The sequence below is a fragment of the Bradyrhizobium arachidis genome, assembly GCF_015291705.1.
GTDB classification, from domain to species: domain Bacteria; phylum Pseudomonadota; class Alphaproteobacteria; order Rhizobiales; family Xanthobacteraceae; genus Bradyrhizobium; species Bradyrhizobium arachidis.
The window spans coordinates 1471293-1497262 of sequence record NZ_CP030050.1; the positions used below are offsets into that span (position 1 = coordinate 1471293).

General features: G+C 65.1%; 27 protein-coding genes. 14 read left to right on the forward strand and 13 right to left on the reverse strand.

All coding sequences use genetic code 11. The annotated features are described in order from the left end of the window. The first annotated feature begins 55 nt into the window (after positions 1–55). Genes WN72_RS07185 through WN72_RS07195 form a run of 3 tightly spaced genes read left to right on the forward strand, consistent with a single transcriptional unit; the run spans position 56 to position 2087 of the window. Positions 56–763 (forward strand): CoA transferase subunit A, encoded by a 708-nt coding sequence (locus tag WN72_RS07185; RefSeq protein ID WP_018317833.1) that lies wholly within the window; start codon positions 56–58, stop codon positions 761–763. Positions 764–778: 15 nt separating this feature from the next. Next, positions 779–1429, forward strand: coding sequence for a 3-oxoacid CoA-transferase subunit B (locus tag WN72_RS07190; RefSeq protein ID WP_092216835.1), 651 nt, complete (start codon positions 779–781; stop codon positions 1427–1429). A 22-nt stretch (positions 1430–1451) separates the two neighbouring features. Continuing rightward, positions 1452–2087, forward strand: a complete 636-nt coding sequence (locus tag WN72_RS07195) for a GNAT family N-acetyltransferase (protein WP_092216834.1) — start codon at positions 1452–1454, stop codon at positions 2085–2087. Positions 2088–2158: 71 nt separating this feature from the next. On the opposite strand, the gene WN72_RS07200 is transcribed toward WN72_RS07195, so the two are convergent. From WN72_RS07200 to WN72_RS07210, 3 genes are all read right to left on the reverse strand, one after another. Further along, a complete protein-coding gene (locus WN72_RS07200; RefSeq protein WP_092216833.1) occupies positions 2159–3037 on the reverse strand; it encodes an SUMF1/EgtB/PvdO family nonheme iron enzyme in 879 nt (292 codons plus the stop codon). 53 nt (positions 3038–3090) lie between these two features. Next, positions 3091–4188: a copper-containing nitrite reductase gene (gene nirK, locus WN72_RS07205; protein WP_092216832.1), complete on the reverse strand. Its 1098-nt coding sequence runs from the start codon at positions 4186–4188 to the stop codon at positions 3091–3093. A 244-nt stretch (positions 4189–4432) separates the two neighbouring features. Continuing rightward, positions 4433–4639, reverse strand: coding sequence for a hypothetical protein (locus WN72_RS07210; RefSeq protein WP_027561007.1), 207 nt, complete (start codon positions 4637–4639; stop codon positions 4433–4435). A gap of 159 nt (positions 4640–4798) precedes the next feature. On the opposite strand from WN72_RS07210, the gene hemN reads away from it, so the two are divergent. Then, positions 4799–6151 (forward strand): oxygen-independent coproporphyrinogen III oxidase, encoded by a 1353-nt coding sequence (gene hemN / locus WN72_RS07215; RefSeq protein ID WP_092216831.1) that lies wholly within the window; start codon positions 4799–4801, stop codon positions 6149–6151. A gap of 178 nt (positions 6152–6329) precedes the next feature. Next, complete coding sequence (locus WN72_RS07220) at positions 6330–6527, forward strand: DUF1858 domain-containing protein (RefSeq protein ID WP_092216829.1); 198 nt, start codon at positions 6330–6332, stop codon at positions 6525–6527. 291 nt (positions 6528–6818) lie between these two features. Here the strand turns inward: WN72_RS07220 and WN72_RS07225 are convergent, their stop codons facing one another. After that, on the reverse strand, positions 6819–7529 hold the full coding sequence (locus tag WN72_RS07225; RefSeq protein ID WP_027561004.1) for a Crp/Fnr family transcriptional regulator: 711 nt from the start codon (positions 7527–7529) through the stop codon (positions 6819–6821). A 128-nt stretch (positions 7530–7657) separates the two neighbouring features. Here WN72_RS07225 and WN72_RS07230 point away from each other — a divergent pair, with 128 nt between their 5' ends. Then, entirely contained in the window at positions 7658–8869 is a 1212-nt protein-coding gene (locus tag WN72_RS07230; protein ID WP_027561003.1) for an NnrS family protein, read from the forward strand. A 1-nt stretch (position 8870) separates the two neighbouring features. On the opposite strand, the gene WN72_RS07235 is transcribed toward WN72_RS07230, so the two are convergent. Then, positions 8871–9887, reverse strand: coding sequence for an AraC family transcriptional regulator (locus WN72_RS07235; RefSeq protein ID WP_092216828.1), 1017 nt, complete (start codon positions 9885–9887; stop codon positions 8871–8873). A 206-nt stretch (positions 9888–10093) separates the two neighbouring features. Here WN72_RS07235 and WN72_RS07240 point away from each other — a divergent pair, with 206 nt between their 5' ends. Then, positions 10094–10714 carry a response regulator transcription factor gene (locus WN72_RS07240; RefSeq protein WP_092216827.1) on the forward strand — a complete coding sequence of 207 codons (621 nt, stop codon included), beginning with the start codon at positions 10094–10096 and terminating at the stop codon, positions 10712–10714. A gap of 174 nt (positions 10715–10888) precedes the next feature. Next, complete coding sequence (locus WN72_RS07245) at positions 10889–12571, forward strand: mucoidy inhibitor MuiA family protein (RefSeq protein ID WP_092216826.1); 1683 nt, start codon at positions 10889–10891, stop codon at positions 12569–12571. Between the two features lie 81 nt (positions 12572–12652). Here the strand turns inward: WN72_RS07245 and WN72_RS07250 are convergent, their stop codons facing one another. From WN72_RS07250 to WN72_RS46640, 4 genes are read right to left on the reverse strand one after another with little or no spacing between them, the layout of a single operon-like run. Beyond that, the gene (locus tag WN72_RS07250) at positions 12653–13456 is read right to left on the reverse strand and encodes a heme ABC transporter ATP-binding protein (protein WP_092216825.1); all 804 of its coding nucleotides are present in this window, start codon (positions 13454–13456) and stop codon (positions 12653–12655) included. Then, on the reverse strand, positions 13453–14547 hold the full coding sequence (locus WN72_RS07255; protein WP_092216824.1) for a FecCD family ABC transporter permease: 1095 nt from the start codon (positions 14545–14547) through the stop codon (positions 13453–13455). The genes WN72_RS07250 and WN72_RS07255 overlap by 4 nt, the downstream gene beginning before the upstream one ends. Next, complete coding sequence (locus WN72_RS07260) at positions 14544–15494, reverse strand: heme/hemin ABC transporter substrate-binding protein (RefSeq protein WP_027560997.1); 951 nt, start codon at positions 15492–15494, stop codon at positions 14544–14546. Before WN72_RS07260 ends, WN72_RS07255 begins: the two co-directional genes overlap by 4 nt. A 6-nt stretch (positions 15495–15500) precedes the next feature. Beyond that, entirely contained in the window at positions 15501–15707 is a 207-nt protein-coding gene (locus WN72_RS46640) for a hemin uptake protein HemP (protein ID WP_092216878.1), read from the reverse strand. 260 nt (positions 15708–15967) lie between these two features. On the opposite strand from WN72_RS46640, the gene WN72_RS07270 reads away from it, so the two are divergent. The 6 genes from WN72_RS07270 to WN72_RS07295 all read left to right on the forward strand — a co-directional run bounded on the left by WN72_RS07270 (position 15968) and on the right by WN72_RS07295 (position 21362). After that, positions 15968–18310 (forward strand): TonB-dependent hemoglobin/transferrin/lactoferrin family receptor, encoded by a 2343-nt coding sequence (locus WN72_RS07270; RefSeq protein WP_027560995.1) that lies wholly within the window; start codon positions 15968–15970, stop codon positions 18308–18310. A gap of 99 nt (positions 18311–18409) precedes the next feature. Continuing rightward, positions 18410–18745, forward strand: a complete 336-nt coding sequence (gene hmuQ, locus WN72_RS07275; RefSeq protein WP_092216822.1) for a heme-degrading protein HmuQ — start codon at positions 18410–18412, stop codon at positions 18743–18745. 29 nt (positions 18746–18774) lie between these two features. After that, complete coding sequence (hutX, locus tag WN72_RS07280; RefSeq protein ID WP_092216877.1) at positions 18775–19278, forward strand: heme utilization cystosolic carrier protein HutX; 504 nt, start codon at positions 18775–18777, stop codon at positions 19276–19278. A 26-nt stretch (positions 19279–19304) separates the two neighbouring features. After that, a complete protein-coding gene (gene exbB / locus WN72_RS07285; RefSeq protein ID WP_027560992.1) occupies positions 19305–20081 on the forward strand; it encodes a tonB-system energizer ExbB in 777 nt (258 codons plus the stop codon). Positions 20082–20085: 4 nt separating this feature from the next. After that, the gene (exbD, locus tag WN72_RS07290) at positions 20086–20532 is read left to right on the forward strand and encodes a TonB system transport protein ExbD (protein ID WP_027560991.1); all 447 of its coding nucleotides are present in this window, start codon (positions 20086–20088) and stop codon (positions 20530–20532) included. After that, a complete protein-coding gene (locus WN72_RS07295) occupies positions 20532–21362 on the forward strand; it encodes a TonB family protein (RefSeq protein WP_092216821.1) in 831 nt (276 codons plus the stop codon). Before exbD ends, WN72_RS07295 begins: the two co-directional genes overlap by 1 nt. A gap of 56 nt (positions 21363–21418) precedes the next feature. On the opposite strand, the gene WN72_RS07300 is transcribed toward WN72_RS07295, so the two are convergent. The 4 genes from WN72_RS07300 to WN72_RS07315 form a co-directional block, all read right to left on the reverse strand. Continuing rightward, on the reverse strand, positions 21419–22774 hold the full coding sequence (locus tag WN72_RS07300) for an esterase-like activity of phytase family protein (protein WP_027560989.1): 1356 nt from the start codon (positions 22772–22774) through the stop codon (positions 21419–21421). A 163-nt stretch (positions 22775–22937) separates the two neighbouring features. Beyond that, positions 22938–23909 carry an MBL fold metallo-hydrolase gene (locus WN72_RS07305; protein ID WP_027560988.1) on the reverse strand — a complete coding sequence of 324 codons (972 nt, stop codon included), beginning with the start codon at positions 23907–23909 and terminating at the stop codon, positions 22938–22940. A gap of 99 nt (positions 23910–24008) precedes the next feature. After that, on the reverse strand, positions 24009–24905 hold the full coding sequence (locus WN72_RS07310) for a carbohydrate ABC transporter permease (RefSeq protein ID WP_027560987.1): 897 nt from the start codon (positions 24903–24905) through the stop codon (positions 24009–24011). Beyond that, a complete protein-coding gene (locus tag WN72_RS07315) occupies positions 24898–25854 on the reverse strand; it encodes a carbohydrate ABC transporter permease (RefSeq protein ID WP_027560986.1) in 957 nt (318 codons plus the stop codon). Before WN72_RS07315 ends, WN72_RS07310 begins: the two co-directional genes overlap by 8 nt. Between the last annotated feature and the right edge of the window lie 116 nt (positions 25855–25970).

The following is a 25970-nucleotide window of genomic DNA, read 5'->3' on the forward strand; positions in this document are numbered from 1 at the left end:
GCCGCCAATAAGGCGCGACGCCTGCCAGCCCAAGGTTCAGTCGAAGGTTTTTTGCATGAACAAGGTCTATCCCGACGCCAAGTCGGCTCTCTCTGGCATTCTCAAAGACAACATGATGATCATGTCGGGCGGCTTCGGCCTCTGCGGCATCGCCGAGGAGCTGTCGGACGCGATCCGCGAGTCCGGCGTCAAGGGCCTGACGGTGGTGTCCAACAATGCCGGCGTCGACGGCATCGGCCTTTCCCGCCTGCTGGAAACCCGCCAGATCAAGAAGATGATCTCGTCCTATGTCGGCGAGAACAAGCTGTTCGCCCAGCAATTCCTCGCCGGCGAGCTGGAACTCGAATTCAATCCGCAGGGCACGCTGGCCGAGCGCATCCGCGCCGGCGGTGCCGGCATCCCGGCCTTCTACACCAAGACCGGCGTCGGCACGCTGATCGCCGAAGGCAAGGAAGTGAAGGAGTTCGACGGCGAGAAGTACCTGATGGAGCGCGGCCTGTTCGCCGACCTCGCCATCGTGCACGCCTGGAAGGGCGACACCGCCGGCAACCTGATCTACCGCAAGACCGCGCGCAATTTTAACCCGATGATGGCGACGGCCGCGAAGATCACCGTGGCCGAGGTCGAGCATCTGGTTCCGGCCGGTGAACTCAATCCCGACCACATCCACACGCCTGGCATCTTCGTGAAGCGCATCGTCGAGGTTGGCACGGCCAAGAAGCGCATCGAATTCCGCAACACCCGCCCGCGTACCGCCGCCTAAGCGCAGGAGACTCACATGGCCTGGACCCGTGAACAGATGGCCGCGCGCGCCGCGAAGGAACTGCGCGACGGCTACTACGTCAATCTCGGCATCGGCATCCCGACGCTGGTCTCGAACTTCATCCCCGAGGGCGTCGACGTCAGCCTGCAGAGCGAAAACGGCATGCTCGGCATGGGCCCGTTCCCCTATGAGGACGAGGTAGACGCCGACCTCATCAACGCGGGCAAGCAGACCGTCAGCGAGCTGCCCTCGACCTCGTATTTCTCGAGCGCGGATTCGTTCGGCATGATCCGCGGCGGCCACATGGATTTGTCGATCCTCGGCGCCATGCAGGTGGCCCAGAACGGCGATCTCGCCAACTGGATGATCCCGGGCAAGATGGTCAAGGGCATGGGCGGCGCGATGGATCTCGTCGCCGGCGTCAAGCGCGTCGTCGTGGTGATGGAGCATTCGGCCAAGGACGGCTCGAAGCTCCTCAAGAAGTGCAATCTGCCGCTAACCGGCGAGCGCGTGGTCGACATGGTCGTCACGGATCTTGCCGTCTTCACTATCGACAAGCACGGCGACGGTGGCATGGCCCTGATCGAGCTCGCCGACGGCGTCACGCTCGACGAGGTCAAGGCCAAGACCGAAGCCGAATTCCGCGTCGCGCTGAAGAATACGTAAGGCGATCGCGAAGGGGGCGCGCATGACGATACGGTCTGCGCGTCCCGACGACGCCGCTTTCATCGCAGTGACCATCCTGCGATCGATGCGCGGCTACCGGCCGCACGGCTGGTTCGACGTTGCGCTCGGCTGGCCCGAAGCGGAATGCCTCGATTTCATCGCGCGCGTCGCGGTCGCGCGCGCAGTGTCGATGTGGCACGTCTCGCAGTTCTGGATCGCAGAGGTCGATGGCAAGCCAGGCGCGGCGCTTTGCGCCGTGCCCGCGGCCGGCACCGGTCCTGCGGCCTGGCGCGCGATCGAGGAGGTCGCTTCCGCGACCGGCCTCCCTGCTTCCGAGCTCGACGCCATCCGCCGCCGCGGTACCTACACGCGCGCCTGTTGGGTTCAGGGCGGCGAGGGCGACTGGATGATCGAGCATGTCGCAACCGATCCCGCCTATGGTGGCCGCGGCCTGGTGCAGGCGCTGATCGCGCATGCTCTGGATCAGGGGCGGGCTGCCGGGTTTGCCCGGGCGACCGTATCGTTCCTGATCGGCAACATGCCTGCCGAGCGCGCTTACGCCAAGGCCGGTTTCGCCTTCGCTGAAGAGAAGCGCGATCCCGCGTTCGAGTCGATCATCGGTGCCCCCGGCTTTCGCATGTTCGCGCGGACGATTTGATCGCGCTTCGCCTCCTCGCTTGACGCTGTCATGCCCCGGCTACGCGGGAAATGACTGCAGCAGGAGCCGCGCTACGACCTCGCCGCCCACACCTTGCCCCAGCGCGCCGACACGCTGGCGACCCACGACGGCTCCTCGCGCACCAGGCGGAAGCCGAGATTGGCGGGTGGCACGCCCTGCGCGCAGCCGCCGGCGCGAGCGTCGCGGATGAAATCGGTGACGTAGGCGCGGTGCGCGCCCTCGGCGACGCGCACGCCGCAATTGACGGTCGGACGTCCGGCATTGCCGGCTTCGTCGATCCGCGCGCGCACGAAGCAGGTCGAGGTCCACTCCCAGACATTGCCGGCGATATCAGCGATGCCGTGCTCGTTCGCGCCGAACTTGCCGAACGGATAGGCCGTGGTGTCGGAGAGGTCGCGCTCGGACTCGCGCTCGTAACGGCTGAGCCAGCGCTTTGAAGGGTCCTCGGCGTCCACCGGCGCGCCGTCGTCCTTGAATCTGGAGCCCGCGGCAAAGGCCCATTCCGCATCGCTCGGCAGGCGATAGGTGTGGCCGGTCTTGCGCGACAGCCAGGCAGCGTAGGCTTCGGCATCGTGCCAGTTCACCTGCACGACGGGGTGATCGAACGCGATCGCGACGCCGCGATCGAGCGCGCGGCAGCCGCCGTCCTGCACGCAAAGCTGATAGTCGGATGACGAGACCTGGTGCCGCATGATGTGCAGCGGCCGGTTGAAGCGCAGTGCGCGCAGCGGCACTTCCGCCTGCTGCCCGGCGCGGGCGAAGTCGCCTGCCTCGCGATAGGCGAAGCTGCCCGGCGCGACCCTGACGATGGCGGGCTCCGTCGCCGTGCCGTGCACCGCCATGTCCGAGACCAGTGGCGCCATAGCGATCGGCCCAGCGAGGCCAGCGGCGCAGGCCAGCGCTAACTTCAGCTTGAATGCGATCAACATGGTCGTCCCCCGAAAGGAAGAAGGGGCCGGTGATGACCGGCCCCTTGTCGTCTCTAGTTGGTGTTGGGAGCCGGTATCTCCGCGGGCGCCTTCACCTGGGTCATCAGGTCGTCATTCCACTTGCCTTCGACCTTGAAGTGCGCGGTGGCACCGAGGTCGGCCGCTTCGATCAGGTTATGCGTGACGTAGGCATAGATGCCGGGCTGCAGGAACTTGTACAGCGCAGCGCCGGCTGAGCCGCCGCGGATGAACCAGGTCTCGAGCCCGGTCTCAGGCGCGTTGGAGAACTTGCCGGTCTCCCAGACATAGTCGCCATGGCCGCCGATCAGATGCGGACGGCTGTCGCGATTGGCCTGCGAATGCACGATCAGCACGTTCTCGCCGACCTTGGCCGTCAGCGCGTTCTTGCCGGTGAGCGCGCCGACCTTGCCGTTGAACACGACATGGGAGGGGATCAGCTTCTTCATCACCTCTTCGGTCTCGGTGAAGGCCTCGCCCGGCGAGTCGTAGGACTTGAACTTGCCGTTTTCGTCGCGCGGCACATACATGTCCTGCTCGCCGATATAATAGACCTTGTCGTATTTCAGCGCGTGGCCCTTGCCGTCGTTCAGCCCGTCGCGCGGCAGCACCATCACTGCGCCGTTCATGCCGGAGACGACGTGCCAGGGGATCATCGGGCCGCCCGGGGCGCAGTGATAGACGAACACACCGGTGCGCGTTGCCTTCCAGCGCAGCACGACCTGCTCGCCGGGATTGACCAGCGTGAGCTCGGCGCCGCCGAGCGCGCCGGTCGCGGAGTGGAAGTCGATGTTGTGCGGCATGGTGTTGGTCGAAGGATTGACCAGCGTCAGCTCGACATAGTCGCCTTCATGCACGACCATCAGCGGGCCCGGCATCGAGCCGTTGAAGGTCATGGCCTGGAAGGTCGTGCCCTTGTCGTCGATGACCACCTTCTTCTCCTCGATGGTCATCTTGAATTCCATGATCTTGGGGCCTTGCGTCGTGGCCTGTTCGTGAGGGTGCACGAAGGGCGGAGCGACCAGCTCGACCTTCTGCCGCGGCAGCTTGAGATCGCTGGCAGCAAAGGCGGGTGTCGCGAGCATCAGGGCGGTCGCGGCGGCGCTGATCAATGCGGCTCTGCGGGTGAACATCGGAAAGCATCCTTCATGTGAAAGGGTTTTTGATGACGGATGCAGTGTGCGCCGATCTACGCAAGCGTGTTTGCGCTGCGACAAGCTTTTGCCGGATTCGGCTCCGGTGAATTCCTTAAGAGGTTTGCCGAGGCGATGTCGGCGGTGTGGAGAACACGACGACACTCGCGCGACATCGGCCGCGCCAGCGGCAAGTCGTTCGCATGTTCAGTCGCGTCTGATCGTGAATGGGTGGATGCGCGGGCTAGAGCAGATGGATCGCAATCCAGACCGTGCCCCAGACCGCAAGGGAGAGCGCGGCGAAGACCGCCGCCATCACGGCCAGCACGCGCACGAGATGACCAGCGCCGGCAGAGGGAGCGGCCGGCACGGGACGAAAATCGTCGAAGCGCGGGATATGGCCGCGAATGCCGATCAGCCAGAGAACGAGATCGAGCGCGAACGACGCCATGGCCTATCTCCTGGAAGCGATGATTAAACGTCATCATCGGCCAAATCCGGCGCTCGGACTTTGAGCAAGCGCAAGGTGGCTCATCCGGAAACGGGTAATCCAATGCCATCCGGGACCTGCCGCGCCATGGCGCGGCATTGATTTACGAATGGATAAGACATGAGGACCGATCTCGCAGCGAGCTACGGCGAAGAACGTCTGCCGCGCTACACCAGCTATCCGACCGCGCCGCACTTCTCGCCGGCGATCGGCGCGGACACCTATGCAAGATGGCTGTCCGAATTGCCCGCAGGCGCCAGCGCGTCGCTTTATCTGCACGTGCCGTTCTGCCGCGAGATGTGCTGGTATTGCGGCTGCCATACCCAGATCGTCCGCCGCGACGGGCTGATTGCCGCCTATCAGCGCACGCTGCGCAGCGAGATCGCAGAGGTCGCCGAAACCATCGGCCGTCGCATCAAGGTCGAGCACATCCATTTCGGCGGCGGCACGCCGACGATCATGGCGCCCGAGGCCTTTGCGGAGTTGGTGGCGGCGATGCGCCATTCGTTCTTCGTGCTCCCGTCGGCCGAGATCGCGGTCGAGATCGATCCGCGCACGCTGACCGCCGAGATGGTCGACGCCATGCGGCTCTCCGGCGTCAACCGCGCCAGCCTCGGCGTGCAGAGTTTTGATCCCATCGTGCAGCGCGCGATCAACCGGGTGCAAAGTTATGAGCAAACGGCTGTTGTCGTCGACATGCTTCTGCGTGCCGGCATCAAGGGGATCAATTTCGATCTGATCTATGGGCTGCCGCACCAGACTGTCGCTTCGTGTCTGGACACCGTGCGACGCTCGCTCGAGCTCGGGCCCGATCGCTTCTCGGTGTTCGGTTATGCGCATGTGCCAGCTTTCAAGAAGCATCAGCGCATGATTGACGAGAACCATCTGCCTGACGGTCTTGCCCGTCACGACCAGGCCTGCGCGATCGCCAATGCGTTGAAACAAGCCGGCTATGTGCAGATCGGCCTCGACCATTTCGCGCGGCCCGACGATGCCATGGCCGTGGCTTTCGAGGACCGGACGCTGCGACGCAATTTCCAGGGCTACACCACCGACAAGGGCGAAGTCCTGATCGGCTTCGGTGCCAGCGCGATCGGACATCTGCCGCAGGGCTATGTCCAGAACGAGGTGCAGATCGGCGCTTATGCGCAGAGCATCGCATCGGGCCGCCTCGCCACCGCCAAGGGCTACGGGCTCACCGACGACGACCGGCTGCGCGCCGACATCATCGAGCGCATCATGTGCGAGTTCAGTGCCGATCTCGGCGACATCTGCGCGCGCCATGGCGCCGAGCCTAAGGCCATGCTGCAATCGGCCTCGCGCCTGGAGCCGCTGATCTCGGACGGCGTGGTGAAGCTCGACGGCGACCGTCTCGCAGTCGCAAGCGACTCGCGCTTCCTGGTCCGCAGCGTCGCCGCCGCGTTCGACGCGCATCTGGATCCGGGCAAGCAGTTGCACAGCCGGGCGGTGTAGCCCCGTCATTCCGGGGCGCGCCTCTTGGCGCGAACCCGGAATCCATTTCACCGCATAACTTGCCGCCCGATGGATTCCGGGCTCGCGCTTCGCGCGCCCCGGAATGACAGCCCAGCTTGCGCTCCAGCAAAGAAGCCTAACGCCGCTCCGCTATCGTCACTTCGGAACGGAGTTGTCCATGCCTTTCCGATCCGACGATCTGGTCGATGACATCATGCGTACGGCGCCGCACACGATCCGCGTGTTCCTCGCCTTCAGGATGGCCTGTGTCGGCTGTCCGATCGCGACCTTCCACACCGTGGAGGACGCCTGCCGCGAGCACGGCATCGATCAGGACAAATTCCTCGCCGCGCTGTGCGACTGCGTGCCGGCGTGAGGCGGGTTGGAATTCGCGCGGGCCGCGCGAATTCCCGGGTGAGGGCGGTCTTTCGCCGTAAGCGGAAGCGCCCTCACCCCTAATTTCCGAGCTCGAGGTGGCGTTCACCTCTCCCCGCTTGCGGGGAGAGGTCGGAGCGCCTCGGCGATGCGAAGCATCGTCCGGTGCGATCCGGGTGAGGGGGTACAGGTCCCACCGCGATCTCACGTATGGATAGAGCGCCTCACCCCAACCCTTCCAGCGCGAGCGTAGCTCGTCGCGGCCCCGTAAGAACGGGGAGAGGGAGAGGAGCTACGCCGGCCCGCTGTCCACCGTCCGTTCCGACAGCAGCACGATCCGGTGCGGGTCGCGCAGGATGATGCGCTGGCGGCCGCTCTCGACGAGGCCCTGGCTCTCCCAGCCGCTCAGGATGCGGCTCACCGTATGCAGCGTAGTGCCGGTCATCTGCGCGATGTCCTGGCGGCTGATCGGGAAATCGATCTCGATGCCGTGGTCGAGCTTCTTGCCGGATTGCTTTGCGAGCCGCAGCAGCGCATGCGCCACGCGCTGCTCGACCTGCTGGGTCGACATTTCCAAAATGCGGGTATGGCTCTCCTGCAGCCGCGCACCGACGGTTTGCAGCGTGTTGGCAGCGAGCGAGGGAAATCGCTCGACCAGCCGCGGCCAGGCCGAATTCGGCCAGATCAGCACCACGCTGTCGTCGACTGCCATCGCGGTCGCGGGATAATGCGCGGCGCCGATCGCCATCGCGAGCCCAAAAGTCTCGCCCGGCGCGACATAGCGCACCACGATCTGCTCGCCGGTCGGCGTGGTCTTGGCGGCGCGGACATGGCCGTGCAGCAGCAGGAAGAAGGATTGCGCGTCCGCGCCCTGCTCGAAAATGGCGGCGTTCTTGGGATAACGCGCCGAGCGGGCCTCGCGCAGGATCTCCTCGAGGTCCTCCGGCTTGACGCCGGCGAATAGCGGCAAATGCGCAACCAGCGATGTGTCGACCTTGGCCATTCTGCCTCCTTGGCATCAGGGAGTGTGATGGCACCTGCAATCGTCAGGCAGTTTGCGATAGCGCAAAACGGGCCGGCCGGACGGCAGTATTTTTCCAGACAACGGTCCGAATTCACAGGAGTTGTCCCATGGCTGGCGCCCGATCCCGTAATTTTCAGGGCTCGCCGCTGTTTGCGAACAGTTTTCGGCCCTTTTTCCTTTTGGCCGCGATCCAGGCGGGGCTGTCGATCCTGGCCTGGCTGCCAATGTTCTATGGCGAGCTGTCCGTGAGTTCGGCCTTCGCGCCGCGCGACTGGCACGTCCACGAGATGCTCTACGGCTTCCTGCCGGCGGTCATCACCGGCTTCCTGTTCACCGCGATCCCGAATTGGACCGGGCGACTGCCGATCCAGGGCACGTCGCTCGGCGCGCTGCTGGTGGTCTGGCTTGCCGGACGTGTCGCGGTGACGTTGTCCGCCGAGATCGGCTGGGCCTTCGCGCTCGTCGTCGATGCCGCCTTCCTGGCGCTGATCGTCGCAGCCGCAACGCGCGAGATCATCGCGGGCGGCAATTGGCGCAATCTGCCGGTGGTGGTGCTGGTGCTCGTGCTGCTCGCGGGCAACGTCGCCTTTCATCTCGAAGCGCATTATGAGGGCGCGGCCGATGTCAGCATCCGCGTCGGCATCAGTGTGGTGATGCTGCTGATCGCGCTGATCGGCGGCCGCATCATCCCGAGCTTCACGCGCAACTGGCTGGTCAAGTTCAATCCCGGCCGCCTGCCGGTGCCGTTCGGACGTTTTGACGGCGCGGTGATCGGATTGAGCGCGCTGGCGCTCATCTCGTGGATCGTGGCGCCGCTGAACATGATCACCGGCGTCGCGATGGCGCTCGTCGGCGTGCTGCATCTGGTTCGGCTCGCACGCTGGGCCGGCGATCGCACCACGCGCGAGCGGCTGCTGCTGATCCTGCATGTCGGCTACGTCTTCGTGCCATCAGGCTTCATCCTGAATGCGCTGGCCACCTTCGGCGAGCTGCCGCCGAGCGCGGGCATTCACGCCTGGATGGCCGGTGCAGCCGGGACCATGACGCTCGCTGTGATGACGCGTGCGAGCCTCGGCCATACCGGACAGGCGCTGACGGCCTCGCCGGCGACGCAAGGTATCTATGTCGCGATCATCGTCGCGGCGCTGGCGCGGGTTGCCGCCGTGGTGCTGCCGGCGCATGGCGATGTGCTGCTGCACATCGCCGCCTGCGGCTGGATCGTCGCCTTCCTCGGCTTTGCGGTCGCGTTCGGACCGTTGCTTGCCGGCAGCCCGCGGCGCGCGCTTGCCATCATGGGCGTGCCGGCTCCGGCACGCTAGGTCAGGCTGCGTTCGCCGCCAGCGGCCGCGCGCCCTTGCGCCATTCGGTGATGCTGCAGCCGAAGCGGCCGCGGAACCAGCGCGCCATCGCGCTCTGCGCGGAGAAGCCAAGTTGCGTGGCGATATCGGCCAGCGGCCGGTCGGGATCGTCGATCAGCTGGATCACGAGATCGGCGCGCTGCGCATCGAGGATGGCGGAGAAGCTGGTGCCGGCTTCGGCGAGATGCCGGTGGATGGTGCGGCGGGTGCAGGCGAGATGCTCGGCCACCCGCTCGACCGTACAGTCGCCGCTGGCGAGCAGGCTGCGCACGACCTCGTCGACCTTCCCTTCCCAGCTTGCCGGCCGGGTCTCGATCGCCTCGATGCGCTTGCGCAAGTAGCTCGCGATCAGCGGATGCGCGCTCGGGATCCGCCGCTCCATGTCGTGCGCCGACAGCAGGATCGCATCCTCGTCGGCATTGAAGACCACACGGCAGCCGAAGAAATCGCGGTAGCGCTTGCGGTCATGCGGCGGCGGATAATGCAGATGCACCTCCTGCGGCCGCCAGTCGCTGCCGAACAGCGACTGGATGATGCGGTGGATGCTGCCGAGCGCCATGTCGATCGACTGTCGCGGCGCAGTCGGCCGCCGGCCGCGCAGATGCAGGGTGAGGGTCACCGTCTGCTTGTCCTTGATGACGTCGAGCTTCATGCCGTCGTGATGGACATGAATGAAGCGCGAGAACGCCGCGATGGCCTCGCCGACGGTCGCCTGCTCGCGCACGATCAGGCCGACCGCGCCGAAATTGGTGAGGCCGCCGCGCTCGGCGAGCCGCAAGCCGAAATCTTCGGCACCGGAAGCTTCTGCCGACAATTCGAGCAACCGGCGCAGGCTCGTCACGGCAATGGGGGTATCGGGCTTGTCGAGCACGGCCAGCGGCAGTCTGACCTTGCGCATCATCTGCTTCGGGTCGAGCCCGACCGACCGGGCGACCTCCGCGTAGTAGCTCAAGCCTGCGCTGCGAATGAGATCGGTCATGTGAACCGCTCGTGCCAGCCATTCCAGCAGATGTCCCGAAATGTAAAGTTTCTGTCCCGATCCGTCAAATCCGGGAACACGATGGAACATACATAAGGGAAACCGAAAGCACCGGCGTGAATGCCGTGCTCACGACGGCGTGGCAGGGCGATGCGGCCCGCTTCCGTCTCGGACCCATTTGACCAAGACATTGCTGGATCGGGATTATGCCTGGGAACATGCTTTCCAAGGGTGAGGTATTCGTCATCGACACCGACGCCGCCTCCCGCGAACAACTTGCCAACGCGCTCCAGCAGAGCGCGTATGACGTGATCTGCTTTGCCGATGGCGCATCGCTGCTGTCGGAAGCCAAGGCGCGGATGCCGGCCTGCGTGCTCCTGGAGATGCCGCCGGATCGCTCCGCCCTCGACGTGCTCAAGCGCCTGCGCGAGGAAAACTGCATGGCGCCGGTGCTGGTGACCTCGGCGAACGGCAGCATTTCCATGGCGGTCGACGCCATCAAGAGCGGCGCGGCCGACTTCATCGAAAAGCCATTTCGCACCCATGACATCGTCGGCCGGATCGATGCCGCCATCGACGAGTTCGGCCAGCCTGCCTCGAACCGCCAGCGCTGGCTGCCGGGCTGCGAGCCCCTGACCGGGCGTGAGGGCGACGTGCTCGAGCATCTCGCCGCCGGCCTCACCAACAAGGAGATCGCCCGGCGCATGCATCTGAGTGCGCGGACGATCGAGGGCTATCGCGCCAGCATCTTGAAGAAGGCCGGCGCGAAGAACGTGACCGATCTGCTCCGCCGCATCTTCGGCCAGGGCTCGTCCGCTCAGGCCTGATGGCCTTCCGCCGCGGGGCAATGACTTGTTCCGCGGCCATGGTGCGGCCGCAGGCGCGCCCCATGGAAACCTCAATCGAACCGGTTCCTTCGCTGCCGCGTCCAACCATGTTGGCGAGGCATTTGATCGCGCGCGTCCGGCTGGCGGCGCGGCGATACCGGCAGAGAGGAATTCATGCGCATCACCGCAAGATGTTTGGCAACGACGAGCCTGGTTCTGGTGACCGCGGCGTTCGCGTCGCATTCATGGGCCGCCGATGTGGACGCCACATCGGCCATCGACGCCGTTACCGTGTATCCGGATGGCGCTACGGTCACCCGTGTCATCGCGCTGGACCTCGCTTCCGGTGATTCAACGCTGGTCGCCAGGGACTTTCCACTTTCGCTCGATCCGTCCTCGCTCCGCGTCGAAGGCGAAGCGGGCGCAAAAATCACCATTGGCGCCATCGACGCGCGAACACCACGCGCGGCGCCGGTCAACCTGCCCGAGCTGGAAAAACGCATCGAGGCCTTGAACGACCAGCGCGACGATTTGCAAGGCGCGATTGAATCGGCCGCCGCGCGGCGCAAGTTCGCCGAACATTTTGCGGAGGCGTCTCCCGTGGGCATCGGCGAGAAGGGCGAGGCGCGGCCGATCGCCGAGTGGCGCGCGGCCTTTGCCGCGGTCGGCGAGGAAATCGCCAGCGCCGATACCGCCAGCCGCGAGGCCACGCGCAAGATACGCGAGCTCGATCGGCAGATCGCCCAGCTCGAGGTGGAACGCAATGCCAAGCCGCCGAGCAAGCTCGAGGTGCGCATGGACATTGCCGCGACGGCTGCGACCAAGGCGACGCTGCGGGTGACCTATACCGTGCGCAATGCGCGCTGGTTGCCGCTCTACGACGCCCGGCTCGACACCGGCGCGAAGGATCGCAAGCCGCAGCTCGAACTGGTCCGCCGCGCCGAGGTCACGCAATCGACCGGCGAGGACTGGTCGAACGTTGCGCTTGGCGTTTCCACGGTCCGCCTCGGCCGTGGCGGTAGCGCGCCGGAGCTAACTTCGCTCGTTGCGCAATATCCGCAGGTGCCGAAGCCGTTGGCCGGCAAATTGTCGGAGAGCGCACCGGTGCGCTCCGCAATGGCACCTCCGCCGGCTGAGCCTGCGCAAGCCGATCGGGTCCAGCAGTTCCGCTTTGGTGGAGGAACGACCTTTGGGGAGCTAGAGGCAACCGCCGAGATCGGTGGCTTCCAGGCCACCTTCAAGATTCCCGGCCGGGTCAGTCTCGGCGCCACCGAGGGTGCCAAGAGCCTGCGCATCGCTTCGATGACGGTGCCGGCCGATCTCGCGGTGCGCGCCGCGCCGGTGGCGGATCCTACCGCATTCCTCGAAGCCAGCTTCAAGCAGACCGACGACACGGCGCTTTTGCCGGGCAAGGTCGCGATCTATCGCGACGGCGTTTTTGTCGGCCGCGGCAAGCTCTCTGCCTCTGCCAAGGACGACATCGTGCGGCTCGGCTTCGGCGCCGACGACAAGGTTAGAATCGAGCGTGCCGTGCTCAAGCGCAACGAAGGCTCGGCCGGCCTGCTCGTGACGACGTCGAAGACCGACGAGCGTTCGTTCAAGACGACGATCCGCAACGGCCACGACTTCCCGATTCGCGTGGCGATCGAGGATCAGCTGCCGGTCAGCGAGAACGAGGACATCGTCGTCGAGATGCTGCCCGCGACCACGCCGCCGACCGCAAGCAACATCCGCGACAAGCGCGGCGTGCTGGAATGGTCGTTCGACGCCAAGCCCGACGAAGTCAAGGATATCAACTTCGCCTGGCGCGTCCGCTGGCCGAAGGACAAAGGCATGGTGATCGCGCCGGCGGGGTAGGGTGCTAGCCGCGAAGGAAGGGGCGCTCCTTCTCCCGCTAGCGGGGAAGGGAGCGCACCGCCCTTGCAGAAGCAGGATTGGCTAAATTCCGGTCTCAATCGCCCGCATCGACTGCGGCAATACATAAGGCACGCCGTCGTCGTCCCTGCGCACGACGGCATCGATCTCGAAAATGTCGTGGATGATCTCGCGCGTGACGATCTCGCTGCGCAGGCCGTCGGCGGCAAGCCGGCCGCCGTTCAGCACGATCAGCCGGTCGGCAAAGCGGATCGCGAGGTTGAGGTCGTGCAGGATCGCGATCACGGCGGTGCCACCAGCCGCGCGGCGGCGCGCTGCTTCGACGAGGTCGATCTGATGGCGCAGGTCGAGGCTCGAGGTCGGCTCGTCCAGCAATAGAAGTCCTGGCCCGTGCTCGGCCTCGCCGCAGGCGAGCTGCACCAGCACGCGGGCGAAATGGGCGCGCTGCTGCTCGCCGCCCGACAGCGTCGGCAATTGCCGGTCGCGGAAATGCGCAAGACCCACCTCGTCCAGGGCAGCATCGACGAGCGCGCCGGCCTCGCGCGCGCTGCGCTCGCCCGCGCCCATCAGCACGATCTCCTCGACCGCGAAGGGGAAGGTGACGTTGATGTGCTGGGACAGCATCGCGCGGCGCCCCGCAAGCTCACGCGGCGTGTAGCTGCTGATGTCGCGCTGCTTCATCAGCACCTCGCCCGCGCTCGGGCGTAGATCGCCGGAGAGCAGCCTCAGCAAGGTCGATTTGCCGGCGCCGTTCGGGCCGATGATGGCGACCATCTCGCCGGCCGTAACCGTCAGGCCGACGTTATCGAGCAGCGTTGCGCGGCCGGTGCGCTTGCTGAGAGAGCGCGCCTCTATCACGGCGCTCATAGCGAGGCGAGCCCGCGCTGCCGCAGCAGGATGCCGAGGAAGACCGGTGCGCCGACCGCCGCGGTCAATATGCCGATCGGCATCTCCGCCGGCGCCACGATGGTGCGCGCCAGCGTGTCGGCACCGACCATCAGGATCGCGCCGAGCAGCACCGAGGCGGGCAGCAGCAGGCGGTGCGCCGGCCCGATCACGAGGCGAAGGAGATGCGGCACCACGATGCCGACGAAGCCGATCACGCCGCTGATCGACACCGCGACACCGGTCATGGCGGAGACCATCACGATCGAGATTTTCTTGAGACGCTCGACATCGACGCCGCCGTGAAAGGCGTCGGCCTCGCCGAGCACCAGCAAATCGAGACCGCGCGCGATGAACGCGCAGGCGGCCAGCCCGACGACGAGGACCGGCGCGAGCACGGCGGCCTTGGTCCAGGTCGCGCCGCTCATGGAGCCCAGCAGCCAGAACGTGATGTCGCGCAATTGCCGGTCGTCGGCGATGAACACCAAGAGCCCGATGCCGGCATTGGTGATCGCGGTGATGGCGACGCCGGCCAAGAGGAAGATCGCGATCGAGGTTCGTCCAGCGCGGCTGGAGATGCCGTAGAGGATCGCGGTCGTTGCCAGCGATCCCGCGAAGGCCGCGAGCGGCAACAGCTCGGCCTGGAGGAAGCGCAGCGTCTCGCCGAAGCGCGAGTCCGTGAATACGATCGCGCTTGCGGCCGCCAGCGCCCCGCCGCTGGAGACGCCGACCAGCGCGGGATCGGCGAGCGGATTGCGGAACAGGCCCTGCATGATTGCGCCGGCCGCCGCGAGCAGGCCGCCGACCATCGCGGTTGCCGCAATCCGGGGAATGCGGATCGACCATAGCACGAGCTGGTCGCGCGCGGTCATGGCATCGGCGGGTGTGCTGCCGGCAAAGCCGAGCGCCGCCGGCAGACGGGAGAGGGGAATGCCGGCCGCGCCGACCGTCAGCGCAACAACTGCGGTGACGACCAGCACGGCGAGAAGGAGGGGGATCGCGGCCGTCGTGAACCGGCGGCCCGCACCAGCCCGTCGCGAGCTCCGCGCGTCCGCTCCGAACGCCACGCTCATTGGCGGCAATTCGCCGCCGACAAAGCCGACGTGAACGCGCCGCCCTCGGCCAATGTCGGATAGAGTTTGACGGAGAGATCACGCGCCGCCGCCGCCGTACGCGGCCCGAAGCCGAGCAGATAGAGCCCGTCCATGGTGATAAAGCTCTTGTTGGCGGCGACCGGCGTCAGCGCGAAGCCGGGATGGGCATAGACCGCATCGGCCTGGAGCGAATCCTTGCCGCGTTCGATCGAGAGGACGACATCGGGCTTGGCTGCCACGATCGCCTCGTCGCCGATGATCTTGTAGCCGTCGTAATCGTCGACCGCATTGGCAGCGCCCGCGAGCTGGATGATCTCGTCGGCCGCGGTCTTGTGACCGGCAACCATCGCTCGCCCGTTCTGGAGCGACATCACGAACATTACGCGGACCGGCTTGGTCACCTTGGCGCGCAGTGTGCGAAGCTGGGCGAGATCGGCGCCGACTGCGGCGCTGAGGCACTCGGCGCGGGCATCGACGCCCATGGCGTGGCCGACCAGCTTGATCTTCTCGAGCAATCCTTCTTCGGAGAAGGTTTCCGGCACCAGCACCAGCGGCACCTTCGCGGTCTCCAGGATGTCCATTGTCTCGCGCGGCCCTGAGCCCTGGATCGCAAGGATCAGCGTCGGATTGAGCCCGAGCACGCCCTCGGCCGAGATCTGGCGCATGTAGCCGACATTGGGTTTGTCGTGCAGCGCCGCCGCCGGATAGAGGCTCGTGGTGTCGACGCCGACCAGCCGGCTCTCCAGCCCGAGCGCGTAGAGAATCTCGGTGATGGCGCCGCCGATCGAGACCGTGCGCGCATCATCGGTAACCGCAACATCGCGATTGCGTGCATCATGCACCGTGATACCGGCGGCGTGCGCTGAGGAGGCGAGCGCGATCGCGCCTGACAGCAGGAGGTTTGCGAGGGTGCGACAAAATGTCATTGCGATCTACTTCGTCAGGATCAGCTTGTTCTGCGAGGTCAGACGAAGGCGATAGCTGTCCTCGCCATGGGCGATGATGATCTCGCGCTCCGCCGCAAACAGCTCGCGGCTGTCGATCCGGCTCCCTCGCATGGTGAGGGTTCTCGTTGTTGCAGAAGGGCTTTGGGTCGGCCCTGCCGCATCGCCGCTATTGTCTCCGGACGCTGCCGACATGGTCGTGTGATGCGCTTTCGAATGCTTGAGTGCTGCCTGTTGTATAAGCGGCGCGAAGCGCATTCCAACGGCCGCAATTTACAATCGATATAAACTGCAACCTGATGTCATTGACCGCCTGAGTGTTGCCACGTAACCAATTGTGACAGCGGACAGCAGGTCCGCGACTCGAGAAAATCAGCCAGCCAGTCGTTCGCTTTGCGAACGCACGCCAGCCAAACGACTCCAAAAACTGAAGTGAAGTGCAGGCTGGGGCTGATATGGCTGACGGGGCTAGGTATTCGCGCGCCCTGATTTTGGGCGCGTCGGTGGTTTCAATGGCGGCGGTGATGCCGGCAAGCGGCTTTGCGCAGACCGCATTGGCGCAGACTGAAAACGCGTCACCGAAGCAGGCCAAGCGCAAGCCGTCCAAGCCGCAAGTTGCGCAGCAGGCAACCCCCGAGGCCTTGAACGCCCGCGCCCAGGCCGGCGGCACGGCGCCGGTTCAGGTGCTCGATACCATTACTGTCGCCGCAACGAAGACCAAGGAGCGCGCGATCGATGCGCTCGCGCCGGTCAGCTCGATCTCGCTCGACCAGATCCAGGGGCTTCAGCCGAACCGGCTGTCGGATATCTTCTATGCCGTGCCCGGCGTGTCGTTCCAGGAGCGCGGCGATGATCCCGCGACCGTCATCAACATCCGTGGCTTGCAGGATTTCGGCCGCGTTGCCGTCGTCGTTGACGGCGCGCGGCAGAACTTCCAGCGCACCGGCCACAACGCCAACGGCTCGTTCTTCCTCGATCCTGAATTGATCGGCGGCGTCGACGTCGTGCGCGGCCCGACCGCCAACATCTACGGCTCGGGTGCTATCGGCGGCCTGGTCTCGTTCCGCACCAAGGACATCAACGACGTGCTGCGTCCCGGCGAGCGCTGGGGCGTCGATCTCTCCGGCTCCTACGGCACCAACAATGCGCGCGGCCTCGGCTCGGTGTTCGGCGGCGTGCGCGCGACGCCCGACGTCGACATCTTCGGCGGCGCGGTCTACCGCACGCAGGGCAATTACAAGGACGGCAACGGCACCGAGATCGGCAACACCGGCAACCAGGTCGAAGCCGGGTTGCTGAAGCTCACGGTGCGCCCCGCGCTCGGTCACGAGGTCAAGTTCGGCGCCACCTTCCAGGACTATCAATACAATATCGGCCAGTTCAACACCGGCCCGGTGGCGACCGCGGCCCAGCGCGCGCTCTTCCAGGGCTCGTCGGTCTATGCGTCCGACGTCAAGAACTACACCGGCACGCTGACCTGGAACTACTCGCTGCCGAGCGACAATCTGTTCGACTCGCACGTGTCGGTCTATGGCAACCGCACCGATCAGGATCAGACCAAGACTTATCACTATTCGACCGCGGGCGCGGCCTTTTGCGGCGCCGGCAATTTCGGCAACAACATCTCGGGCTGCGTCGGCGACAAGCGCGGCTACACGCTGAACACGGTCGGCTTCGACGCCAACAACACCACGCGCTTCAACGTCGGTGACTGGCGCAATGCCGTGACCTACGGGGTCGATGCGTTCCAGGACGACGTGATCACGACCGACAGCCGCGGCAACTCCAACATCACGACGCCGAGCGGCATCCGCACCGTGTCGGGCGGCTTCCTGCAGCTCAAGCAGAACTACAGCACGTGGTTCGAGGCGGTGAGCGCGATCCGCTATGACCGCTACAATCTGCAGTCGGGCACGACCAATACCGGCGGCGACCGCTTCTCGCCGAAGATCACGCTCGGCGTCACGCCGGTCGCGGGCTTCCAGCCCTATGTCAGCTATGCCGAAGGCTATCGCGCGCCCTCGATCACCGAGACCGTGATCTCCGGCGCGCATGCCACCGGTGGCAGCCCGGCCTTCTTCCCCTGTCCGGATGGCACAAGTGGCCTGTTCTGCTTCCTGCCCAACCCGAACCTTCGCCCCGAGGTCGGCAAGAACAAGGAAGTCGGCTTCAACCTGAAGTACGACAACATCTTCACCGCATCCGACTCGTTCCGCGGCAAGATCAATCTGTTCCGCAACGACGTCAGCGACTACATCGATCTCGTCGCCTCGGCGCCGGTCCCGGTGCCGCCGTTCGGCTCGTTCAGCCAGTACTACCAGTACCAGAACATCGCCAATGCCCGCATCGAGGGTTTCGAGGCGGAGACCATGTACGATGCCGGCGACTGGTTCATCGGCGTCGCTGGTCACTACATCAAGGGCAAGAACGTCCAGACCAATATCGGGCTCGCTACCATCACCCCGACCAAGGTCGTGACGACCGGCGGTGTCCGCCTGCTCGACCGCAGCCTGGTGCTGTCGGCGCAGTGGGCGTCCTACGGTCCGAACAACGACATCCCCGCCGGCTATGTGCCTTCGACCGGCTACGATCTGATCAACCTCTACATGACTTACGCAGCGACCAAGGACATCGTGTTCTCGGCCTCGATCGACAATCTCCTGAACCAGTACTACCGGCCTTACGCCATTCCCGGCAGTTCGACCGACGGCACGTCGCAGAACGACGTGCTGTGGACCAGCCCTGGACCGGGCAGGGTCTACAAGGCCGGCCTGAAGATCCACTTCGGAGGTGCGTGAGCCCAGAGGCGCCGCAACACCATAAATATCCGCCGGGCCGCGCTGATGCTCCAGCGCGGCTTCGGCGCGTTTTCGTCTTGATAACAAGGAGAGACTTTTATGTTCATCGCCATGAATCGCTTTCAGGTGAAGCTCGGCTCGGAAGCCGCGTTCGAGACCGTGTGGCGCACCCGCGAATCCTATCTCGGCAGCATGGCCGGCTTTGTTGAATTCCATCTGCTCAAGGGGCCTGTGCTTGAGGACCACACGCTGTACTCCTCGCACACTGTCTGGGTCGACAAGGCGGCGTTCGAGGCCTGGACGCGCTCGGAGGAATTCCGGCGCGCCCATGCCCGCGCCGACAACAAGACCGGCGAGAGCCTCTATCTTGGCCATCCCAAGTTCGAAGGCTTCGAGGTCATCATGACCGAACGCAAGGCGAATGCGGCCGCTTGAGTAGCGGCCAGCTTGATGAGGAGCCGAACATGCTGAGCACCGATCTCGCCGAGCTCAAGGCGTGTATGGTCGAAAACCCCGGCGCGGTGATCGAGGACGTTGCGCGTGAGCGCACGGTCACGCCGCGTGCGGTGATCGAGGCGCTGCCGTCCTCCATGGTGCGCATCGGCAGCGGCGAGCATTTTGCCGCCGCCATGCAGGACATTGCGGAGTGGGGCGAGGTCACGCTGATCGTCCACACCGATGATGCGATCTTCGAGTTCACGGGCAGCATTCCCGCGGGCGAGATCGGCCGCGGCTATTTCAACCTGATGCAGCCGAAGGGCCTGCACGGCCATCTCCGCCACGAGCGCTGCGCCGGCGTCGCCTTCGTCGAGCGTCCCTTCATGGGCAAGACCTCTGCCTTCGTCGCATTCGTCAATGCCGACGGCGGCATCATGTTCAAGGTGTTCGTCGGCCGCGACGAGACGCGGGCGCTGCGAGGCGATCAGCTCGCGCGGTTCCGGCAGCTTGCGGACCGCATCGCGGCGTAGCCTCTTTCTATCCACGGGAGATCAGGATGCAGGGCATGTCCAGGCTTCGGCAAATGATCGTAACAATCGCGCTGGCGCTTGCGCCGGCACCGGCCTTCGCGATCGACGAGGCGCTGCTGCCGCGCAATCTGTCGCCCTGGGGCATGTTCCTCGGTGCCGACATCGTCGTGAAGACGGTGATGGTGGGGCTGGCCGTCGCCTCGCTGGTGACGTGGACGGTTTGGCTCGCCAAGAGCATCGAGCTGCGCCGCAAGGGCGCGCTGGCCCTGTGGCGCACGCGCGCGCTCGAAGGCAATATCAGGCTGGCGGAGGCCGCCGAACGGGCCGGCGATGCGCATGACGCGGTCGCCCAGCTGATCCAGTCCTGCGCAAAAGAGGCGGAGCTCTCCGGCGGCGTCCTCGACGACGGCCTTCAGGAGCGCGTCGCGCTGCGGCTGGAGCGGGTCGAGGCGGCGATGTCGAGGCAAATCGCGCGCGGCACCGGCGTGCTTGCGACCATCGGCGCCATCGCGCCGTTCGTCGGCCTGTTCGGTACCGTCTGGGGCATCATGAATTCCTTCATCGGCATTTCCGAGAGCCACACCACCAGCCTTGCGGTGGTCGCGCCCGGCATCGCGGAGGCGCTGCTCGCCACCGCGCTCGGCCTCGTCGCCGCGATTCCCGCCGTGGTGATCTACAATCATCTCGTCCGAGGCATCGCCAACTACCGCGCGCTGCTTGGGGACGCCTCGGCGCAGCTGATGCTGCTGGTCAGCCGGCAGCGCGACCACCGGGAATTCCGTTTGGCTCGGGCGGCGGAGTAGGGCCATGGCTGCGAAGCTCGGCGCGCGCACCGGATCGTCGCTGAGGCGCGGCGACCCCGGCGATCTCGACGTCACCCATGAGATCAACGTCACGCCGTTCATCGACGTGATGCTGGTGCTCTTGATCATCTTCATGGTGGCGGCCCCGCTCGCCACCGTCGACATCGGCGTCGAGCTGCCGGCAACCGCCGCCGAGCCGCAGCCGCGGCCGGACAAGCCGACCTTCGTGACGGTGAAGCCGGACCTGACCGTCGCCGTCGGCGAGGACACCATGGCCCGCGAGGGTCTCGCTGCGGCGCTCGAGGCCGCCACCAAGGGACGCAAGGACGAGCGCATTTATCTCCGCGCCGACAAGGCCGTGAGTTATGGCGACCTAATGGAGGTGATGAACACCTTGCGCAATGCCGGCTATCTCAAGGTCGCTCTGGTCGGCCTCGACGGACGCAGCTGATGGCCGCCGCAAACGCCTTTGCCCTGCATGTGCCGCTTCAGGAGCGCGAAACCGCGCGGTGGGGAGCATCGGCTGCGGTGATCGTGGCGTTGCATGTCGCCGCCGCGCTGATCGCGATGAACTGGATCAGGTCGCAGCCGGAGCAGGGCGTCAGCCTGCCGGCCATTCTGATCGACATGACGCCGGAGACGTCGGCGCCGCAGTCGACGCCGCTGGACATCGCGCCTGGGCCGCTGATGCAGCAGGCGGATGCGTCGCCGCCGGAGCCGATGCAGCAGCAGACCGTCGAGGAGATGATTCCGCCGACGCCGCCGCAGGAAAAGCCGGACGTGGTTGCGCCGCCGGAAACGAAGATCGAGCCGGTTCCGCCGAAGCCGGAGCCGGCGAAAGTTGTGCCTGTCGAGAAGCCGTTGCCGGCGAAACCCAAGGTGGTTCGCCCCGACGCAAGGAAGCCATCGGATGCGACGCCCGCGCCGCGCGCCAGCGCACCACCGCGCGCCGAGCGCGAAGCTCCGATGGCATCAGCCGTCAATGCGGGCTCGGTCGCTTCGGCGATCGCAACCTACAATCAACGGGTTCGCGCGCACCTGATGCGCTTCCACCAATATCCGGCAAGCGCCAATGGCCAGAAGGGCGTGGCCAGGCTGAGCTTCACCCTTGGCCGTGGTGGGCAGGTCTTGTCCAGCCGTCTCGGTGGCTCGTCTGGCGTCGCGGTCCTCGACGCCCAGGCCATGGCGATGTTGCGCCAGGCGCAGCCGTTTCCGCCGGTCCCGCCCGAGATCACCTATGCGACGGTCCCGATCAGCATCGGCGTGGCGTTCGGGTACTAGGTGACTGTCGGTAAGCTCCTCTCCCGCGCCTAGCGGGAGAGGAGCAGGGTAGTGCCTTACTTCGCCTTCAGGAAATCGGCGACTTCGAGCAGCATGAATTCGTCGTCGTCGGCCTTGTTGGGATCGCGGCTGGACGAGAACGGCAGATTGTTGTCGTTGCCGACGATGATATGGGTGTCGTCGACGCGATCGACGTTCTCAATGGTGAAGAACGGGAAGGTGTAGACGCCGTCGTTGAGCGGCTTCCTCGCCTTCTTGTCGGGGTCCTGGATCTTCAACAGGTCGATATAGCCGATCTTGCGCACGGGCTTGCCGACATTGGCGTCGGAGAGCTCGATCTTGTAGATGCGCTTGAACTTGGCGATGTCAGGGAAGCAGTTCTCGCCGCGCTGGCCTTGCGGGCAGGCCTTGTCGGCGGTGCCTTCGCCATTGTCACGTTCGATGATCAGGCCGGCCGTCGGGTCGATCATGTTGAAGTCGCCGATGGCGTTGCCGTTCTGCTCGAACACATATTGCCAGTAGCGGCCGGTGAACTTCTCGGCAGCGACGTCGAATTCGAGGATGCGGGAGGCTTCCTTGCCGTCGACCTTCTCCCAGTCCTTCTTCTCGGCATCCCACAGCGGCCCCTCGAGCAGGCCGTAGAGGAACTTGCCGTCCTTCGAGGACGCGAAGCCCTCATAGCCCTTGGAGCGGCGCAGATTGACGTTGGTGTAGGTCTGGCCCGGCGCGCCCGGCGTTGCCACCGCCCAATTGTCGGGCGAGCGCACCGGCTTGCCGTCGGCAACCGTCTCGAACACGCCGAGGATCTTGCCGGTCTTGTCCGCCTTCAGGATGTAGGGGCCGAACTCGTCGCCGATCCAGAAGACGTCGCCGATGATCTGGAAACCTTCGGTGTCAAAGTCGGAGCCGGTCAGGTAACGCTTCTGGGTGTCCTCATGCACGATGCGGAACGGCACCTTCTTGTCGGGATCGTGCAGGAAGACGGTCTCCTGGCGCTCGATCTTGCCGCTGGCCCAATCCATCTTGTAGCGGTTCAGGTACAGCATCGAGTCCGGCGAGTTGGCGCGCGCCCCCATGCCGTTGTCGGTGATCACCCAGTAGCTGCCGTCGGCCATGTGCTTGATGCCGGAATGGCCCTGGAGAGGCTGGCCCTTGAACGGCAGCGAGACGCCGGTCGGACGCTCATAGGACTTGCCCATCACGGTGCCGAGCGCGTCGACGCGCTTGCCGGTGGTGTACTTGCCGGAGGTCTTGAGGTCGGCGGGCGCATCGGCCGGCGCGTCGATGAACGACTCGGCCGGCATGACCACGTGGCCGGCGAGCTTGGCCGGGAATTCGCCCTCGTTCTGGGCGAGCGCGGTGCTCGCGGTGAGAATGATCGTTGCGACGGAAGCAAGAAAGGTCGCGCGCATGTGCGTCTCCTGTTAGCGGACGACGCCTTATGCGGATCGCATATTGCAGTTTTGTGAAGCCGGACCAAACGCCGCAGCGCGCGTTTACTCCCTTACCGCGCGGCGCGCGATGGGCTGTAACAGTCGGTCGCAACGAGCGCGCGGCGCGCCATCGTGGCCATCTCTACACGCCTTCATAGACCAGTCGGGTGAAGAAGCCGGGATCGATGACGAACTGGCCCCATTTCGCGTCGAACGCGGCGGTCGGCTTGGCGGCAACGGCCTCGTCACGCGTTTTTCCCTGTTGCTTGAGATTGCCGACATTGTCCCGGATCGCGACCAGCATGTCGCGGAATTCCTGCAGTTCGGCCTTGTTGCTGACGGGCTTGCCGTGACCGGGAATGATGATGGTGTCGTCTTTGGCCACTGCCAGATTGGCGTCCGACGCCGCAATCATGCCGTTGATGCCGCCACCGGTCGAATAGTCGATAAACGGATAGATGCCGTTCCAGTAGGTATCGCCGACATGAAGGATGTTGGCCTCGGTGAACATCACGGAGATATCGCTATCGGTATGCGCAGGCCCGTAATATCTCAGCGCGAGCGACGCGCCGTTGAATGTCAGATCCTGGTTCTTGGTGAAAACGTCGACCGGCACAGCGTCTGACGGTGACGGCAGGAAGACGTAGTCCCAGTCCTCGACGCGCTGGATGCTGGCGAGATGCTTGCGGGTATTTTCGTGGGCGATGATCTTCGCGCCTGCGGCATGCAGCCATTCATTGCCGTCGGCGTGGTCGAAGTGCCAATGCGTATTGATCAGTCGCGCGACCGGCTCGCTGCCGAGCTCGGCCAGCGCCTTGCTGAGCTGCGGGCGAGAGACGCCGATGCCGGCATCGACCAGGAGCTTGCCGTCGGGTCCGGTGAGGACCGCGATGTTGCCGCCGGATCCTTCGAGCACGCTGACATTGCCGCGCAGCTTGTAGGTCGTGATTACAGCCTTTGCCGCGCTGTCCTTGATCAGGCTGACGATGCCGCGGGCTTCCGCGAAGGCCTGCCGCGGCGTGAGCCATCCGGCACCGGCGGCGAACGCCGCGCCGCCGAGGCAACACATGCAAAAGCCGCGACGCGACAAGGAGTGGAGCTTTTGCGGTCCCATGCAATCCTCGCCTTCTCAAGCGACGATCAATGGTGCCAGTATTGGATACCGCCGTCTATCAGGATTGCACGATCGAATGCGTTCCTGCGCAGCCGCGGTTTACTCCTTTACCGCACCGGTCAGCGAGGACACGTAATAATCCACGAACAGCGAGTAGAAGATCGCGACCGGCAGCGAGCCGAGCAGCGAGCCCGCCATCAGCGCGCCCCATTGGTAGACGTCGCCGGTGACCAGCTCGGTCAGGATCGCGACCGGTACGGTCTTGTTGGCGCCACTCTGGATGAAGGCGAGCGCGTAGATGAACTCGTTCCAGGACAGCGTGAAGGAGAAGATGCCGGCCGAAATCAGGCCGGGCACGGCGAGCGGCAGCGTGATCCGGCGCAGGATCTGCAGCCGCGTGGCGCCGTCGACCAGCGCGCATTCCTCGAGCTCGTAGGGGATCGACTTGAAATAGCCGATCAGCAGCCAGGTGCAGAACGGCACCAGGAAGGTCGGATAGACCAGGATCAGGGCAAGCGGCGAGTCGAACAGGCCGAACTGCACCACGACGGTGGCCAGCGGAATGAACAGGATCGACGGCGGCACGAGATAGGCGAGATAGATGCCAAGGCCGACATAGGGACTGCCGCGGAAGCGCAGGCGCTCGATCGCATAGGCGGCGAGCGTGCTCGCGACCAGCGACAGCGTGGTCGAGCCGACCGCGACCAGCATCGTCGTCTTCAGCCAGCGCGGGTAGGAGGTGTTGAACAAGAGGTGCTTGATATGCGCCAGCGTCGGCGAGGAGATCCAGAACGGATTATGGTCCTTGTAGTTGAGCAGCTCCGCGTTCGGCTTGAACGAGGTGATCGCCATCCAGTAGAACGGAAACAGCAGGATCAGCACGAAGCAGCCGAGCGGCAGGTAGATCATCATCAGCCGCCGCAGCCCGGAATCCCAGGCCATGGTGTCGGGAGCGGCCTTGGCGACGGCAGAGCCTTGCGCGACGGTATCAGTCATTGCTCTCTCCCTGCTGCCATTTGCGGCGCGCCAGGCCGAAATAGGAGAACACCGTCGCGAACACCAGGAACGGGATCATCGACACCGCGATCGCGGCGCCTTCGCCGAGCTCGCCGCCGGCGATGCCGCGCTGGAACGCCAGCGTCGCGAGCAGATGGGTCGAGTTGACCGGGCCACCGCGGGTGATGGCGTAGACCAGCTGGAAGTCGGTGAAGGTGAAGATGATCGAGAAGGTCATGACGATGGCGAGGATCGGCATCATCATCGGGAAGGTGATGTAGCGGAAGCGCTGCCAGGCGCTGGCGCCGTCGAGCATCGCGGCCTCGTAGAGCGAGGGCGAGATGGTCTGGAGGCCCGCCAGCAGCGAGATCGCGACGAAGGGAATGCCGCGCCAGATGTTGGCGGCGATCAGCGAGAACCGCGCCGGCCAGGGCGAGCCGAGAAAGTCGATATTGCTCGATCGCCAGTGCAGCACGTCGACCAGCAGATAGGAGATGATCGAGAATTGCGGATCGTAGATCCACCAGAACGCCAGCGCCGACAGCACCGTCGGCACGATCCAGGGCAGGAGCACGATGGCGCGCAAGAGGCTCTTGAACGGAAAATGGTTGTTGAGCAGCAGCGCGAGCCAGAAGCCGAGTGCGAACTTCCCGAAGGTCGCCACCGCCGTGTAGAACACGCTGTAGAACACCGCGTTCCACCACAGGGGATCGGTGAGCAGGTACTGGAAGTTCTCCAGCCCGATGAAGATGCCGCGCTTGCCGATCGTGGTGTCGGTGAAGGCGAGCCAGATGCCGAGGCCGAGCGGATAGGTCAGGAACACCGCCAGCAGCCCGATCGCGGGCGCAAGGCACATCACGATTAGGAACGGCTTGTAGTCGAAAAGCCGCACCAGCCAGGACGGCTGCCGCTGCGCGAGGGCGGAAGAGTGAAGGGTGGTCACGGACATCAGGTCGTTGTCCTGTCGTTGAAGATCACCACACCGTCATTGCGAGCGAAGCGACGCAATCCAGTCTGTCGCCGTAGCTACAGTCTGGATTGCTTCGTCACTTTGCTTCTCGCAAA

Coding starts and splice junctions, on each gene's coding strand:
- WN72_RS07305 (WP_027560988.1), bottom strand. CDS start 23,909: ATGGGACCGCAAAAGCTCCACTCCTTGTCGCGTCGCGGCTTTTGCATG.
- WN72_RS07300 (WP_027560989.1), bottom strand. CDS start 22,774: ATGCGCGCGACCTTTCTTGCTTCCGTCGCAACGATCATTCTCACCGCG.
- WN72_RS07295 (WP_092216821.1), top strand. CDS start 20,532: ATGGCCGCCGCAAACGCCTTTGCCCTGCATGTGCCGCTTCAGGAGCGC.
- WN72_RS07225 (WP_027561004.1), bottom strand. CDS start 7,529: ATGGCCAAGGTCGACACATCGCTGGTTGCGCATTTGCCGCTATTCGCC.
- exbD (WP_027560991.1), top strand. CDS start 20,086: ATGGCTGCGAAGCTCGGCGCGCGCACCGGATCGTCGCTGAGGCGCGGC.
- WN72_RS07270 (WP_027560995.1), top strand. CDS start 15,968: ATGGCTGACGGGGCTAGGTATTCGCGCGCCCTGATTTTGGGCGCGTCG.
- WN72_RS07240 (WP_092216827.1), top strand. CDS start 10,094: ATGCCTGGGAACATGCTTTCCAAGGGTGAGGTATTCGTCATCGACACC.
- WN72_RS07315 (WP_027560986.1), bottom strand. CDS start 25,854: ATGTCCGTGACCACCCTTCACTCTTCCGCCCTCGCGCAGCGGCAGCCG.
- hutX (WP_092216877.1), top strand. CDS start 18,775: ATGCTGAGCACCGATCTCGCCGAGCTCAAGGCGTGTATGGTCGAAAAC.
- WN72_RS07210 (WP_027561007.1), bottom strand. CDS start 4,639: ATGGCGTCGTTCGCGCTCGATCTCGTTCTCTGGCTGATCGGCATTCGC.
- WN72_RS07260 (WP_027560997.1), bottom strand. CDS start 15,494: ATGACATTTTGTCGCACCCTCGCAAACCTCCTGCTGTCAGGCGCGATC.
- WN72_RS07230 (WP_027561003.1), top strand. CDS start 7,658: ATGGCTGGCGCCCGATCCCGTAATTTTCAGGGCTCGCCGCTGTTTGCG.
- WN72_RS46640 (WP_092216878.1), bottom strand. CDS start 15,707: ATGTCGGCAGCGTCCGGAGACAATAGCGGCGATGCGGCAGGGCCGACC.
- WN72_RS07255 (WP_092216824.1), bottom strand. CDS start 14,547: ATGAGCGTGGCGTTCGGAGCGGACGCGCGGAGCTCGCGACGGGCTGGT.
- WN72_RS07185 (WP_018317833.1), top strand. CDS start 56: ATGAACAAGGTCTATCCCGACGCCAAGTCGGCTCTCTCTGGCATTCTC.
- WN72_RS07310 (WP_027560987.1), bottom strand. CDS start 24,905: ATGACTGATACCGTCGCGCAAGGCTCTGCCGTCGCCAAGGCCGCTCCC.
- hmuQ (WP_092216822.1), top strand. CDS start 18,410: ATGTTCATCGCCATGAATCGCTTTCAGGTGAAGCTCGGCTCGGAAGCC.
- WN72_RS07190 (WP_092216835.1), top strand. CDS start 779: ATGGCCTGGACCCGTGAACAGATGGCCGCGCGCGCCGCGAAGGAACTG.
- WN72_RS07245 (WP_092216826.1), top strand. CDS start 10,889: ATGCGCATCACCGCAAGATGTTTGGCAACGACGAGCCTGGTTCTGGTG.
- WN72_RS07200 (WP_092216833.1), bottom strand. CDS start 3,037: ATGTTGATCGCATTCAAGCTGAAGTTAGCGCTGGCCTGCGCCGCTGGC.
- WN72_RS07220 (WP_092216829.1), top strand. CDS start 6,330: ATGCCTTTCCGATCCGACGATCTGGTCGATGACATCATGCGTACGGCG.
- WN72_RS07235 (WP_092216828.1), bottom strand. CDS start 9,887: ATGACCGATCTCATTCGCAGCGCAGGCTTGAGCTACTACGCGGAGGTC.
- WN72_RS07250 (WP_092216825.1), bottom strand. CDS start 13,456: ATGAGCGCCGTGATAGAGGCGCGCTCTCTCAGCAAGCGCACCGGCCGC.
- hemN (WP_092216831.1), top strand. CDS start 4,799: ATGAGGACCGATCTCGCAGCGAGCTACGGCGAAGAACGTCTGCCGCGC.
- nirK (WP_092216832.1), bottom strand. CDS start 4,188: ATGTTCACCCGCAGAGCCGCATTGATCAGCGCCGCCGCGACCGCCCTG.
- exbB (WP_027560992.1), top strand. CDS start 19,305: ATGCAGGGCATGTCCAGGCTTCGGCAAATGATCGTAACAATCGCGCTG.
- WN72_RS07195 (WP_092216834.1), top strand. CDS start 1,452: ATGACGATACGGTCTGCGCGTCCCGACGACGCCGCTTTCATCGCAGTG.